The sequence below is a fragment of the Bartonella sp. CL63NXGY genome (assembly GCF_042194905.1).
GTDB lineage: Bacteria > Pseudomonadota > Alphaproteobacteria > Rhizobiales > Rhizobiaceae > Bartonella.
The window spans coordinates 15,953-31,243 of sequence record NZ_JBHINK010000005.1; the positions used below are offsets into that span (position 1 = coordinate 15,953).

A 15,291-nucleotide genomic window follows, 5' to 3' on the forward strand; every position below is an offset into this window, starting at 1 on the left:
GTAAGAAAATACTCACATATCTACAAACTTATTTTATACATATAAGAAAAATTTTAATCTATTTTCTTCTCACCTACTCCAACTTTATAAGTAAGGTCATCGCGAGGACGATCAGAGGACATATGGTAACCCGTTATGATATAATGCAGCATTTCAGCAATATTAGTAACATGATCACCAATTCGTTCAATATTCTTTAAACAAAACAGTAAGTGCGTACAAACCGTAATATTGCGCATATCTTCCATCATATACGTCAAAAGTTCACGAAAAAGAGAAGTATACAAAGCATCAATCTTCTCATCACGCTCACGCACCGCGTCAACACGCTCTAATAGGCGACTCGTATAAGCATTTAAGACTTCTTTTAATTGATTGAGTGCTAAAGCTGTAATTGTTTCAAGCCCATGATAAACAGAAGCAGATTGTCGTATTTCTGAAAGTGCAACCGTCCTTTTAGCAATGTTTTTGGCCATATCCCCAATCCGCTCAAGATCAGAAGAAATACGAATGGCTCCAATAATTTCACGCAAATCGACAGCCATCGGTTGGCGTTTGCAAATAATAGCAACCGCTTTTTCATCAATGTCACGTTCTGCTTCATCTAAAAATACATCATCGGCAATCACTGTCGTTGCAAGTTGAAGATCACTACACACAACCGATGCGACAGAACGTTCAATCATCCTTTCTGCATGGCTCCCCATTTCTATAATCCTTGCTCTTAAATATTTTAGTTCTGCATCATAAGAACGGACAGTATGGTTCATAGACATATCTTACACTCCTCAATTCACCTATCCAAAACGCCCCGTAATATAATCTTGTGTCCGTTGCTCTTTTGGTGAGGTAAAGATCATTTCAGTCGCACCAACTTCTACCAAATGCCCTAAATGAAACATAGCCGTATATTGAGAAACACGTGCGGCCTGCTGCATAGAATGCGTTACGATAACAATTGTATAATTTTGCCGTAATGCATCGATAAGCTCTTCAATCCGTGCTGTCGCAATAGGATCAAGAGCTGAACAAGGCTCATCCATCAAAATAACTTCAGGACTAACCGCAATAGCACGTGCAATACACAAACGCTGTTGTTGTCCCCCTGATAAACTTGTTCCAAGATCATGAAGACGGTCTTTTACTTCTTCAAACAAACCTGCCTGCCTCAAACTCTTTTCAACTACATCATGCAATTCAGAGCGCGTTTTTACTAAACCATGAATGCGTGGACCATACGCAACATTCTCAAATATAGATTTTGGAAAAGGACTGGGCTTTTGAAAAACCATTCCAACACGAGCGCGCAATTCTACAACATCAATCCGTGTGTCATAAATATTCTCCCCATCTAAGGTAATAAGACCGGTTGTTTTAGCGCCTTCAATCGTATCATTCATACGGTTAAAACAACGCAAAAAAGTCGACTTTCCGCATCCTGATGGACCAATCAAAGCAGTTACTTGATGTTCAGGAATATCAAGTGTAATACCGTGGAGTGCTTCTTTGTCTCCATAAGAAACCTTCACATCCTCACCACGCATTTTAATCTTCATTACAAAAATTCACCTTACAAAAATCTTATCAAAGTTGTTATTTTATTAAAATTACTGGCGGCGTTCAAATCGTCGTCGTAAAAAAACCGCAGAAATATTCATGATCGCAAGAAAAATCATCAATACAATAATAGCACCTGATGTCTTTTCAACAAAAGCACGCTCTGCTTCCCCCGCCCACATAAAAATTTGAACAGGCAAAGCCGTTGCTGGATCCATGGGGGTCGTAGGAATATTAACAACAAAAGCAACCATTCCAATCAAAAGCAAAGGAGCTGTTTCACCCAAAGCCTGAGCAATTCCAATAATTGTGCCTGTCAAAATGCCAGGCGCTGCTAAAGGAACAACATGATGAAAAATCATTTGTGTTTTTGATGCTCCCAGTCCTAAAGCTGCTGCACGAATAGAGAGAGGAACAGCACGCAGAGCAGAACGTGTTGCAATAATGATCGTGGGAAGAGTCATGAGCGCTAAAACAAGACCACCAACAAAGGAGGCTGAACGTGGTAATCCTAAAAAATTAACAAAAAAAGAGAGTCCTAAAAGACCAAACACAATCGAAGGAACAGCTGCAAGATTATTGATATTAACCTCTATAAAATCTGTAAATTTATTTTTGCGTGCATATTCTTCCAAATAAAGAGCCGTTGCTATGCCTATTGGAAGTGAAACTAATAAAACAATGCCTATCATATAAAGAGAACCAATAATCGCAACACCTAATCCCGCAGTCTCAGGACGACTTGAAGCGCCAAATGTAAAAAAACCAATATTAAATGTTTTATGAAGCGTACCATCATGCGCTAAACGTTTTATCCATTCCACTTGTCGATTAGAAACTTTACGGTTTTTTTCTGCTACACGCAGATCAATCTGTCCCTTATAAGCAGAATCAATATCCGCAGATGCCAAAACTTTAACTTTTTGCATTGTGCCAATCAATTTTGGATTCTTTGTCACCATTTCACGTAGTTGAACGCGGACACCATTTGAAAACATACGGTTAACGTCCCGAAGAGAGGCTCGATCATTTTGATTGATATTAAGTTTCTTTGCTAAAGCATTGCGTACAAGAAGTGGATAATTCGCCGTCATGAGAACTTGTGGTTTTGTTTTACGTTGACCACTTGGATCGATGATCTTTTCATCCAAATAAATCGACAATGTCATTTCACTTTGAAAAAAAGCTGTATAACCCTGACTAATGATAGACCATAAAAGCGCAAATAAAAAAAACAAACCAATAAAAATGGCAATCAAACCATAGGCACGAAAACGACGTTCAGCCCAATATCGACGCTTGAGACTAATATTGCGACGAGGAAAAAAATCTTCATTCATTCATATTGTTCCCGATATTTACGCACAATATAAAGAGCCAGAATATTCATCAAAAGTGTCATAACAAAAAGCGTCATCCCTAAGGCAAAAGCCACCAGAGTTTGTGGAGAATTAAACTCAAAATCACCGGTCAATTGATTAACAATCTTAACAGTCATCGTAGTCATTGCTTCGAAAGGATTGAGTGTTAAGTTTGCTGCAACACCTGCCGCCAAAACCACAATCATTGTTTCTCCAATTGCACGCGATGCCGTCAACAATATAGCCCCCATAATCCCTGGAAGCGCTGCTGGTATAACAACTTTTTTAATTGTTTCAGATTGTGTTGCGCCTAAACCATAAGAACCTTCACGTAAAATGCGTGGAACAGCCGTAATAACATCATCCGATAAAGAGGAAACAAAAGGTATCAACATAATTCCCATCACAACTCCAGCGGTCAAAACACTTTGTGCCATAATAAAACCAACCCCACCTGAGAGAGAAACAGAAAGATCACGTAAAAATGGTCCTACAACCTTCAAAGCAAAAAAACCATAAACAATGGTTGGGATGCCAGCAAGAACTTCCAATAATGGTTTTACAATTGCTCGCAATCGCGCAGAAGCATACTCAGCCATATAAAGAGCTGAAAATAGTCCTATAGGTACAGCAAAAAGCATGGCAACAAATGCAATATAAAGCGTACCAGCAAGAAGCGGTATTAAACCAAATTGCCCTACTTCATCGCCTGAACCGCTCACGGAAAAACGTGGATCCCAAACTGTTCCTAAAAAGAAATTTGAAAAGGATACAGACTGAAAAAAGCTTACTGTCTGAAAAAGCATAGAAAGCGCAATGGCTATTGTTGTCAAGACTGCAACAATAGATGCACAAATCAATCCAATAATAATAAAAGATTCAACCTTATTACGCGCACGTTGATGAGGCGCAATTTGCATCATTCCACAGATAAAACCAAAGGACGCAATAGCAAAAAGGAAAACATAACCTATAAATTTAAGCTTTTCAGAAGAAAATACCCACGACTGTGCTATTTTGAACACATCATCTGATGCTTCATCGGGTAAAATCCATCCCTTCGCGAGTAATTGTGCCTGCACTTCCTTATAGGAAGCGGTAGAAAGATTCCCCTCAAAACGATGAATCTTTTTGACGAGACTTCGAAGTGTCTCCCAAAGTAGATCGTGATTTACAGGCTCTGTTACATGCGCACTATACGCCTCAAGCTCTCGAGAGGCATTATATTCTAAATAAATTGTACTCCCAGCATCCCAAACAATTAAAAAAATAAAAGCTGGAATAACAGTAATCAAAAATGTCCACCAGCCATAATAATACGCACGAGAATGCATTTTATGTTGTCTGTATTCAAGAATGCGTGCTCGCATATAAGAAATACAAAAACCACAAAATCCAAAAATCAATAATAACAAAATAATAAAGGAAATGCGCATTTTATCTTTCAGTTTTTATAAAAAAATAGCATCCAAATTCCCTATCCCAGAAATCCAACAAATTTTCCCTGCAAATTATTTCAATGTCATTACTCGACCAGCAGAAAAATCAGAACGCTGTGCTTGACGCTCCTTTTCAGGAGAAGCAATCAAACCATATTCAGCCAAAGGACCCTCTGGACCAATCATTTGATCAGAAAGAAAAAAGTCAACATACTCTCGCAAACCTGAAATAATACCTAAATGTGCTTTCTTAATATAGAAAAAAAGCGGACGAGAAACCGGATATTGTCCACTAGAAATCGTCTCAACTGTTGGCGCAAAACCGTTAATATCGGCAACTTTTAGTTTATCAGCATTATTTTGATAAAAAGACAAACCAAAAATACCAACCCCTGTTTTATTAGAAGTTAGACGCGCAAATGTTTCAGAATAATCACCATCAATATCAACCGCTTTTCCATCCTTACGTACCGCAATACAAGCAGTGTGTATCTCCTTATCATCCATTCCTAAAGACTTCATCACTTCAACTGCCCCACTCTCTTTACACCCCTTAGTAAGTAATTTTTCCTCAAAAACTTCACGTGTCCCATGCTTCTCCCCAGGAATATACGCTGCTATCGTCCAATCAGGAAGAGCACTATTGACTGCACTCCATTTCAAAACATTATTCGGTTGCAACTTTCCGTCTATAATAATTCGAGCAGCAAGGGCTTTATAAACATCTACTGGCTGTAATTTCCAATCAGGTCCCTTAATATCAGTTGCAAAAACAATGCCATCATACCCAATACGTATTTCCTCAACATCTTTTACACCAGCATCAAAACAAGACTGTAATTCACTCGGTTTCATTGCTCGCGAAGCATTAACAATATCAACAGTGTTCTCCCCAATACCACGGCAGAATTCCTTAATACCAGCTCCTGTTCCACCCGATTCGATAACAGGAACCTTAAAATGAGGATAAATTTCTCCAAATGTTTCAGCAACAATCTTTTGATAAGGTAAAACTGTAGATGAACCAGTAATCTGTATTTGATCGCGCGCATTGCCTCCATTTGCTGACAGCAGTAGCGCAAAAAACAATCCCACTCCAATTGATAATACTCTGTTCATCTATAAGCTCCCTAAAAATTGAGGATAAAGCCTCTTAATTTATATCATACGGTCATTCTAGTTCACATTTGCAACATAACAAATATAAAAAACAACATGGATCATTTTTTAAAACCATGTTTTTGTCCTCTGTCAAATAAATTCATTTGAACGCTTGAACTCAATAACATCCCAAAACAAATGAGCAACATCTGTACCGCAGAAGCGTTTAATTTCACGAATTCCCGTAGGAGACGTCACATTAATTTCTGTTATATAATCTCCAATCACATCAATCCCCACAAAAAGAAGACCTCGTTCCTTTAAAGCTGGACCAATGCGTTCACAAATCTCATAATCACGTTTTGTTAACTCAACATTTTCCGCGCGGCCTCCAACATGCATATTAGAGCGCACATCTGTTTCTGTCGGAATTCGATTAATAGCTCCAACAGGTGTACCATCAAGCAAAATAATCCTTTTATCTCCTTTTCGTACTGCCTCTAAATAGCGCTGAACAATAAAAGGTTCGTGATAAATTTCTGCAAACATTTCCAACAATGATGCTAAATTGCGATCATCTTGTTTTAAATAAAAAATACCAGCGCCCCCATTTCCATAAAGTGGTTTAACAATAATATCGCCAAATGTCTCTCTAAAAGCTGTTATTTCTTCAATATCTTTGGTAATTAATGTTTCTGGCATCAGATCAGAAAATTTAGTCACAAAAATTTTTTCTGGACTGTTGCGTACCCATGCCGGATCATTCACAACGAGTGTTTTAGGATGAATACGTTCTAACAAATGAGTCGTTGTGATATAATTGAGATCAAAAGGTGGATCTTGGCGTAAAAGAACCACATCCATATCTGTTAATTCCGTGCGAACAGGCTTTTCTAATTGATAGTGGCTTCCCTCTTTATCATGTACAATCAATGGCTCTAGTCGTGCAATCACACAACCATCATACAGAGATAAACGATCTGGTGTATAATGGAAGAGAGAGTGTCCACGTTCTTGTGCTGCTAAAGCGAGTGCAAATGTCGTATCTCCTTGAATCCGAACTGTTGAAATATGATCCATCTGAATGGCAATTTTCATAAATAAATCCTCCCTATCCTAAAAGCAGACTGGTCTAAGCATCATAAACTTAGTAAACAATAAAAGAACTATGACAAGAGAAAATTTATGACAAAAGAAACAGATACAAAATTAAACAACAAAGAAATCGAACGCTATGCACGCCACATCATTTTGCCTGAGATTGGTGGTGTAGGACAACAAAAGCTAAAAAAAGCACGTGTTCTTGTTGTGGGTGCTGGTGGTCTTGGTGCTCCTGTCTTAACCTATTTGGCTGCCGTAGGTGTAGGAACCCTTGGAATTGTCGATAACGACATCGTTTCACTTTCCAATTTACAACGCCAAGTTATTCATAAAACAAATGCAATAAACAAAAGCAAAACAGACAGTGCTGAAACCACTATAAAAGCAATAAATCCCCATGTTGTAGTTGAAAAACACACCCTACGCTTAGATAAAAGTAATGTGGATAAACTGCTCAATGCTTACCACATCATTGTTGATGGAAGTGATAATTTTACGACACGCTATCTTCTTGCTGATCACGCTGCCCAATGCAAAAAACCCTTAATAAGTGGTGCTGTAGAACGTTTTAATGGCTCATTAACCGTCCTTATGCCGTATAAAGACAATAATCCTCACTATCGCGATTTATTTCCCACCCCTCCAGCTCACGGGACTATCCCAACATGCACTGAAACTGGAATAATCGGTGTTTTACCTGGCGTTATTGGGACCCTACAAGCAATGGAAGTTATTAAAATGATCACAAACATCGGAGAGCCATTAGTAGGAAAGATTCTTCTCTATAATGGATTATTAGCGCAATTTAATATTATTACTTATAAACGCTCAAATTATAAAGAAAATGCCGTAGCTCTTAAGAATCTTGGAGAATCATGATTATGTTCTCTCTTCCACTAATTTTTAGCACTCTCGCAATATATATTGAAATACTAATATTTTATCGCAAGTCATCAAAACATTGTAACCAATGAAACCTATTAAATTTATCACAAATATGGAAAACCTTTTGTGAAAAAATAATTCTCTATAATGGATTATCAGCATAATTTCATGTCATCGTCTATAAATGGACAGAGACTCGTGCAAACTTAGCTGCCATCAGTATTCTTGTGTAAAAAATTTTCAACGTAGATAAAAATACAATCAGCAGAACTCTATTCAACTATTTTACTATTCACACATGAAAATTGTTTCACATGAAAGTGCTTACTTCAAACCATAACCTATAAATAAATAATCTAAGTCATATTTTAGTGATTGATACTATAGAAGGTCAATGATCTGTACCTACACCTCTAACCTCAAGAGAAAACGTCTATTCATCAAGCATCATAAAATGCAGCTTAGGATCATTGCACGTATAAGAACAATCAATTGTCTCTGATACATGGAAATTGATGTAAAAGTACATAGGGATTGATGTGTATAGAAGGATTGAGATAAACCTCATGGAGAGCTTTAATTACATAATTATTGCATTCAGAAGCAGAAAACTGCGGCTCATGAATTGATAATCCTTCAGCAATAATTTCACAGACAAGTATATGTAGAAAAAGTGAAGCAAACAAATCTTGAAAACCAATCTGCAGATGACAGCGTAAAGAGTGCATTTTTATAAAAGAGCTCTTTTTATAAAACCGTGAAACTAAAATTACAAAAAGTCAGACTTCTTTCTAAAATTAACATCTATGGTATAAGTTAATTTGGCTCGTTCGCTTTATTATTATCCATTGGTAAAGGAACAGGATGATCGGATAAACTGCGTAAATAAAGCAAAAGATCGGCACGATCTTGGTCATTTTTAATTCCACGAAAAGACATAATGGTCCCAGGAAAAGCTTCACGTGGAGAATGTAAATAACGATCTAACGTTACAAAATCCCATTTTTGATCAGAATGAGCACGTAATGCCCGTGAATAAGCAAAACCTGCTGCTGATGCCAAAGGGCGGTTAACAATCTCCCAGAGGACTGGACCAACACGCCCTGCTGCATTGCGTCCAGATGTGTGGCATATGGCACATTGGCGAAAAACTTTACGGCCATTTTCAAAATTGCCTTGTTGAAGGCGGCTATTTAGTGATAGGGAAACATCAGGTGCGTTTTGTTTTTCTTGAAATATATCATTCTTGGCAACTGTATGATGATATTGGACTGATGTAGGATGATCGTAAATTATATTGCTGAGTGTGGAAATCCCCACAACAGCGACCAGCACACATAAACAAGCACAAATAAAATAAATAAATCTCCGGCGATTCATAAAAACTCAAATGTTCACGGTTTCATTACCATTTTTAGTCTAAGCTTTTTCTTTATAACACACAACATCATAAATGCATCACAGATGACATTTGGAATCTTACAATGGCTCTTAAACCAATTATTCTTATTCCTGCCCGTATAGGCTCAACCCGTCTTCCTCAAAAAGCTCTCGCTAAAATTGGCGGAAAACCGATGATTGTTCATGTCGCAGAACAAGCTAAAAAAGCTGCAATAGGACGTACAATCGTTGCAACAGATCATAATGATATCGCTAAAGCTGTTGCAGATTATGGACATGAATATATCATAACACGAGGTGATCATAAGTCTGGATCTGATCGTATTTATGAAGCTTTAATGCGCATTGATCCGGAACAACGTTACAATGCCATTTTAAATATACAAGGTGACTTACCAACAATAATGCCTCGTGAAATCATTCGTGCGCTACGCCCTTTAGAAAATAGCTTTACTGACATTGCAACCTTGGGCGCCCAAATCATTGAAGAAAATGAAACAAGAGATCCCAATGTTGTCAAAATCATTGGTACACCGCTTTCTCAAAATCGTCTTCGTGCTCTTTATTTTACGCGCGCCACAGCACCCTATGGAGACGGTCCTCTTTATCACCATATTGGAATATACGCCTATAGGCGCGAAGCACTTGAGAAATTTGTATCATTCAAACCCTCACCACTTGAGAAACGTGAAAAACTTGAACAATTACGTGCATTAGAAAACAACATGCGTATTGATGTGGAAATAGTCGATACAATTCCCTTAGGTGTAGACACACAACATGATCTCGATAGAGTTTGTGAGATTTTAGCATGAAAATACTTAAAAAAACCAATAAAATTTCTTTCCAAGGAGAATACGGCGCTAATTCCCATATTGCTTGCTCCAATATGTTCCCCAATATGGATGCTGTTCCCTCTGCTACTTTCGAAGACGCCCTTAATTTAGTGGAAAGCGGGAAAGCTGATCTTGCTATGATCCCTATTGAAAATACCCTTGCGGGACGCGTTGCAGACATTCATCATCTTTTACCGCAGTCATCTCTTTATATTATTGATGAATATTTTTTACCTATCCATTTTCAACTCATGGTTTTACCCGGCGTTACACATGACGAAATTAAAACCGTCCACAGCCATACGCATGCCCTTGCACAATGCCGAAAAATCATACGAAACAACGGTTGGAAACCTGTTGTTTCTGCTGACACCGCTGGAGCTGCAAAATTTATTAAAAAAAATGCTAAACGTTCACAGGCTGCCTTAGCACCTTTAATCGCAGCAGAACTCTATGGACTTGATATTCTTGAAAGAGATGTTGAAGATAACCCTCATAATATTACCCGTTTTGTCATCCTTTCACGCTCCAAACGACATGTCCCCAAACCTCAAAATGGCGAAAAAATCATCACCAGTCTTCTTTTTCGAGTGCGCAATGTCCCCGCTGCTCTCTATAAAGCTATGGGAGGATTTGCAACGAATGGTATCAATATGACAAAATTAGAAAGCTATCAAATTGGTGGAAATTTCAATGCAACACAATTCTTTGTTGATATTGAAGGGCATCCTGAAGACCCGATGATGAAACTTGCCTTAGAAGAATTATCTTTCTTTTCTGCAGAACTGCGTATTATCGGTACTTATCCAGCACAAAACGATCGAACATCGTATATATAAAAGCAATTAGGCTGCTATCATTCTTTGCTGATATCAAAGAGCATCGTAAAAATTTCATAATGCAACGTATCTTGAAAGAGCTCGTTTTTTTCTACTCAACACCCTTCATAAACACTGAAGAAGAAAAAACGGCTCATAAAAGAATATATAAATTATTTCCATAATATTTTTTCACAAATTATATCATGATAAAAAGCACTTCAACTTGTATAAAAACCAGTGTAAAAAAACACAGTAACCAAAAATAAAAACGCTTGTACCATCTATTTCCCTTTATATCTTCAAAGAGAGCTTCTTGAGAAAAGTCATTTCCTCTGACAATATTCCAATAAAGATAACGAACTTCTAAATTAGCTCTCAAAACAATTCAAATTATTATACATGATAGAGCATTCAAATTTCTTAGACTGATATCAGTCTGAACATGGTTTAAAACTAGAAAATGCAACTTAGCCCTGATTTTAGCGTTAAGTTTGAGCTTTTATCTTTATAAAAATTGATTTATGATTCACCTCACTTTAGAAAAAGGAGAAGATAATGAAAAAAATCTTCATGCAAGGATTATTAGCCGCAAATATTCTCGCCTACTCTAGTGGTGCGTTTGCTGGCTTTGGTGAGAGAAAATGGAATTTTGGGCTGGATGAAAGTGTTGTGATCATCCCATCCGATACAATCCATCAAGGAGCTGAATACTCTTGTAGTATCTTTGAACCAAAGAAAGTATCCTTTACTTTATCGTACTCTACCCCTTCTGATTTAAACAAATTGAGAATTGCTGTTGATGATGAAAAAAAAATAACCCATGATAAAGAAAAGAAGATCTTTATCCTAAAAAATATAAAATCTCTTCATATAAGTTTTCCTTCGTCAGGACATTATATTTTTAAAAATATTACGAAGAAAAAAGTTGTTGGAACAAATTGTGACACAGGAGATTATGATTAACAATATTTCTATAACATCTAAACTTTAGTAGATTTATTTTTTTTCAGTTATTTTTTTCAAAATACAGCATAATGAGCCATTAAAACTTATCGCTGAAGAGGTGTTTTTATCCTAATATGGCAAACCTTAAGTTGCTCATAAGGTTAGATATTAAGGAACTTTTGCGAAAACTAAAAGACTAAATTTAAATTGTTCTGGATTTTCTACTATCAGAGCTATTTTTTTAATAAGAATATGCTTCTCTCTTCGCAACTGCTTCATTTTAAGTGATATAAAGCACATCGTACCCAAATCACTTAGATAAACGGAAAAGTAAAATTTGCTCTACAGATGCATTCCTCACTGCACTTTAAGTCATACTCATTCAGCTTTTTATAAAAATTATCTCGCTTTTCCCTCCTTATTAAAGAATATATTATTTGAAACTATAAAATGTCGCTTATATCGAATAAGAACCATTTTTATGCTTATAAAATCAGTATCCCCTTATTTCTATAGCGTTGAATGTTGCATCTCCTCTTGTATGAGTACAGCCCCTTAAAAAATATATGAAATCTTTTCTCAAATAATGAAACTTCATATATTGACCCACCTTGTGATGAACATCAATGTTTTTTAATTAAAAGAACAAGCACGCAAAAAAAGAGCGATAACATCTACTCAGTATTTATATATTTATATTATGTTAAAAGAGGTGGTGCTCTTATAAGATATTTAAGATACTGGCTTATCATTATAAAACTTTGATTTTCTTACACTGAATTAAAACCACGAATAAAGTAAGATCCTCCCATCTTAAATCTCATATTGAATCCATTAAAATCGTTTCCTCGAAAGTTACAAATGGGATTGGTGTGTGAGTAAAAACGATTAAAAAAAGGAATAAAAATGCTTCTTATAAAGCCTCTCAAGTACAAGGGATCGCAACATTGGGAGTTGTTAAATAGCATGAGGGCTAAAATTTATACTTTGTATTAAGCATAAAGAGGGTAGTGCAACAATAGATTTATAACTCAAGGGAAGCATGTATACTATTATGAGTGGCGTTTGAAATATAGTTAAGAGTATTGAGCAATAGCTCTTTAAAAAGCCTGTGAATGTAAAACATTAAGTTGTTCTGTTTGGGATGTTCTGTTTTGTGTGAGATGAGAAACACCATTAAAGCAATATTTTATAATTCTTTAAATAGCACTCTTCCCCCTAACTTTCGAATGTTAGCCAATTACATGATCTATCTGCTTTATTTGCTTCTTTGACTATTGTAAATTTTTGATGATACAATTTCGTAGTTTTAGAACAGATGTATCTATCCTAAAACTCTTACATGTTTCAGCGAATGAGAATAATTATACATTCAGACTATCTTAAGCGAAAAAATATTTTCATACCAAATAAATATGAAGAGCTACTGCTATAAAAACTGGTAAATCCACAATCTCTTTGTTGTTTATATGTCAATAAATTAAACGCAAAGGAAAATTCTTCGTCGTTCTTAGGATATTTTTCGTTTCTGATCTTGATTTTTCATTCCAAATCGACAATATGAGCTTGGGAGGTTGGTGGTGGACGAACTACTCGCCAACTGGGTCAGGTCTGGAAAGAAGCAGCCCCAACGAGTTCTGGTACGGGTCATCGTTCCAACCTCCTATTTTGCTGAAGAAATTATTTTTTATGCTGTCTTTTAGCGAGGTATTTTTAATCTTCAGAGCAGCATTTGTATGCAGCAAATAAAGGGGTTTTGTTATTTTTAAACAAATTGTCCCATAAATAATTTGATTAAGAAAAAATCCTTTTATATGAGACTACAGTATTGATCTATGCTTTTGTATTATCAAAATGTACGCATAAAGAACTTCGAAGTTGGAAATACTCATGGAAAATTTACCGGTAGAAACAGCCTATCGTGTTCTTGCTCGTAAATATCGACCAAAAAACTTCTCTGACCTCATTGGTCAGGAAGCTATGGTGCGTACTCTCACCAACGCCTTTGAAAAAGGTCGTATTGCACAAGCGTGGATGTTAACAGGGATTCGTGGCGTAGGTAAAACCACAACAGCACGTATTTTGGCACGTGCGCTTAATTATAAAACAAAAGATATTGATCAACCAACAACCGTATTGGACTCTCTTGGAGAACATTGCACACAAATTATCGAAGGACGCCATATTGATGTTATAGAAATGGATGCCGCTTCTCATACGGGCATTGATGATATTCGTGAAATTATTGAACAAATACGCTATCGTCCTGTTTCTGCACGCTATAAGGTTTATATTATAGATGAAGTACATATGCTCTCAACACAAGCCTTTAATGGTTTATTGAAAACTCTTGAAGAACCACCGTCCCATGTGAAATTTATTTTTGCCACAACAGAAATTCGCAAAGTTCCTATTACAATTCTTTCGCGTTGCCAACGTTTTGATTTGCGACGTATTGAATCAAAAGCTTTGAGTGCACATTTGCGTCAAATTGCGAAATATGAAAAGGTAGAAGTAGAAGATCAAGCACTCTCTATGATTGCCCGTGCTGCAGAAGGATCAGCACGTGATGCATTATCCATTTTTGATCAAGCAATCGCCCATAGCAATGGCAATGTTAATGCTATTGCGGTGCGTACAATGTTAGGATTAGCGGATCAAGCACGTATCATTGATCTTTTTGAATTTATTATGAAGGGCGATGTTGTCAATGCGTTACATGAATTACGCAGTCAATATGAAGCAGGTGCTGATCCTCTTACTATATTGACAGAACTAGCCGATTTTAATCATCTGGTCACACGTTTACGTTTTACACCAGAAATAGTGGAAGATTTCTCTCTAACTGAAGAACAACGTTTAAGAAGTTTAGACTTTTCAAAAAAACTTTCCGTTCCTATTTTATCCCGAAACTGGCAAATGTTACTCAAAGGTTTACAGGAAGTTAATCAAACTGCACGTCCTCTTCAAGCCGCTGAAATGCTTTTAATTCGTCTTGCTCACACGGCTGACTTACCAACTCTTGATGAGGCTTTAAAAAAGCTTACGCAAGAAAAAACGCCTCTCACACTGGTTAAAAACTCTTCTCATCAAGAATCTACAAATGCAAATAATATAACAAAAGAAACAATGATCGGAGCCCTTGCTTCCTCGAGCGTTTCAAATACATTACCCGATCAATCAGATTTAAAAAGCTCTTTGAAAAACCAATTAGATCATTCCTTACAACCGGAAAATTTAGTTAAAAATCAAAACTATGACAAAATCAACGCCCAAGAAGTAACAGAAATTCTAGAAACTTCTCCATCTACTGATCTTTCTGAAAAGATTGTAAATTTATCGCATTCTGTCACGCAAACAACAGAAAAGATTACTGAACCTAAAACTCTCGTGATTAATTCTTTGCACGATATTGTTCAATTAGCCGAACAGCATAATGACACTCCTTTCAAACTCCTTATTAAAGAATTTGTTCATCCTGTTTCTTTTGAAGCTGGGCATATTACCTTAAGACTTTCTGAAAATACCCCACAATTTCTTGCTCATGATATAGAAAAAAAGATATCTCAATGGACAGAAAAACGCTGGACAATAACTTTTGTTAATGAAGGAGGTGGCCCAACCTTACAGGAGGAAAGTATAGCGATTCAAAAGACTCTTTTTTCTAATGCAGAAACAGATCCTGATATTGCGAAAATCCTCAATCATTTCCCAGAAGCAAAAATTGTCGATATTCGACTCAATAAAGAAGAAAATGATCTTGATTTACTCTCCAATACCTTTAAAAATGCTGATATTTTTAAAAATAAAAATGATATCAATGATGAATAAGGATACCTATTCC

The 15,291-nt window shown here is 36.5% G+C and carries 12 protein-coding genes and 1 other RNA gene; 6 read left to right on the forward strand and 7 right to left on the reverse strand.

Annotated features, from left to right (window positions below; genetic code table 11):
• Positions 1–53: 53 nt before the first annotated feature.
• The 6 genes from phoU to gshB all read right to left on the reverse strand — a co-directional run bounded on the left by phoU (position 54) and on the right by gshB (position 6,556).
• Positions 54–776, reverse strand: a complete 723-nt coding sequence (phoU, locus tag ACFIK0_RS03965; RefSeq protein WP_273790564.1) for a phosphate signaling complex protein PhoU — start codon at positions 774–776, stop codon at positions 54–56.
• Between the two features lie 21 nt (positions 777–797).
• On the reverse strand, positions 798–1,556 hold the full coding sequence (gene pstB / locus ACFIK0_RS03970) for a phosphate ABC transporter ATP-binding protein PstB (protein ID WP_273790565.1): 759 nt from the start codon (positions 1,554–1,556) through the stop codon (positions 798–800).
• A 51-nt stretch (positions 1,557–1,607) separates the two neighbouring features.
• Positions 1,608–2,897, reverse strand: coding sequence for a phosphate ABC transporter permease PstA (gene pstA / locus ACFIK0_RS03975; protein ID WP_375631059.1), 1,290 nt, complete (start codon positions 2,895–2,897; stop codon positions 1,608–1,610).
• Complete coding sequence (gene pstC / locus ACFIK0_RS03980) at positions 2,894–4,354, reverse strand: phosphate ABC transporter permease subunit PstC (protein WP_375663542.1); 1,461 nt, start codon at positions 4,352–4,354, stop codon at positions 2,894–2,896. Before pstC ends, pstA begins: the two co-directional genes overlap by 4 nt.
• A gap of 75 nt (positions 4,355–4,429) precedes the next feature.
• Positions 4,430–5,476, reverse strand: a complete 1,047-nt coding sequence (locus tag ACFIK0_RS03985; RefSeq protein ID WP_375663543.1) for a PstS family phosphate ABC transporter substrate-binding protein — start codon at positions 5,474–5,476, stop codon at positions 4,430–4,432.
• A 132-nt stretch (positions 5,477–5,608) separates the two neighbouring features.
• Positions 5,609–6,556 carry a glutathione synthase gene (gene gshB, locus ACFIK0_RS03990; protein ID WP_375663544.1) on the reverse strand — a complete coding sequence of 316 codons (948 nt, stop codon included), beginning with the start codon at positions 6,554–6,556 and terminating at the stop codon, positions 5,609–5,611.
• A gap of 87 nt (positions 6,557–6,643) precedes the next feature.
• Here gshB and ACFIK0_RS03995 point away from each other — a divergent pair, with 87 nt between their 5' ends.
• The gene (locus ACFIK0_RS03995) at positions 6,644–7,438 is read left to right on the forward strand and encodes a molybdopterin-synthase adenylyltransferase MoeB (RefSeq protein ID WP_375663545.1); all 795 of its coding nucleotides are present in this window, start codon (positions 6,644–6,646) and stop codon (positions 7,436–7,438) included.
• Positions 7,439–8,260: 822 nt separating this feature from the next.
• On the opposite strand, the gene ACFIK0_RS04000 is transcribed toward ACFIK0_RS03995, so the two are convergent.
• A complete protein-coding gene (locus ACFIK0_RS04000) occupies positions 8,261–8,824 on the reverse strand; it encodes a c-type cytochrome (RefSeq protein WP_375663546.1) in 564 nt (187 codons plus the stop codon).
• A 104-nt stretch (positions 8,825–8,928) separates the two neighbouring features.
• Here ACFIK0_RS04000 and ACFIK0_RS04005 point away from each other — a divergent pair, with 104 nt between their 5' ends.
• The 5 genes from ACFIK0_RS04005 to ACFIK0_RS04025 all read left to right on the forward strand — a co-directional run bounded on the left by ACFIK0_RS04005 (position 8,929) and on the right by ACFIK0_RS04025 (position 15,278).
• Entirely contained in the window at positions 8,929–9,660 is a 732-nt protein-coding gene (locus ACFIK0_RS04005) for a 3-deoxy-manno-octulosonate cytidylyltransferase (protein ID WP_375663547.1), read from the forward strand.
• Complete coding sequence (locus tag ACFIK0_RS04010) at positions 9,657–10,520, forward strand: prephenate dehydratase (protein ID WP_273790573.1); 864 nt, start codon at positions 9,657–9,659, stop codon at positions 10,518–10,520. The genes ACFIK0_RS04005 and ACFIK0_RS04010 overlap by 4 nt, the downstream gene beginning before the upstream one ends.
• Positions 10,521–11,057: 537 nt before the next feature.
• The gene (locus ACFIK0_RS04015; protein WP_375613320.1) at positions 11,058–11,465 is read left to right on the forward strand and encodes a hypothetical protein; all 408 of its coding nucleotides are present in this window, start codon (positions 11,058–11,060) and stop codon (positions 11,463–11,465) included.
• A 1,551-nt stretch (positions 11,466–13,016) separates the two neighbouring features.
• Positions 13,017–13,114, forward strand: an RNA gene (gene ffs, locus ACFIK0_RS04020) — signal recognition particle sRNA small type.
• A 223-nt stretch (positions 13,115–13,337) separates the two neighbouring features.
• Positions 13,338–15,278, forward strand: coding sequence for a DNA polymerase III subunit gamma/tau (locus ACFIK0_RS04025; protein ID WP_375663548.1), 1,941 nt, complete (start codon positions 13,338–13,340; stop codon positions 15,276–15,278).
• Positions 15,279–15,291: the final 13 nt, after the last annotated feature.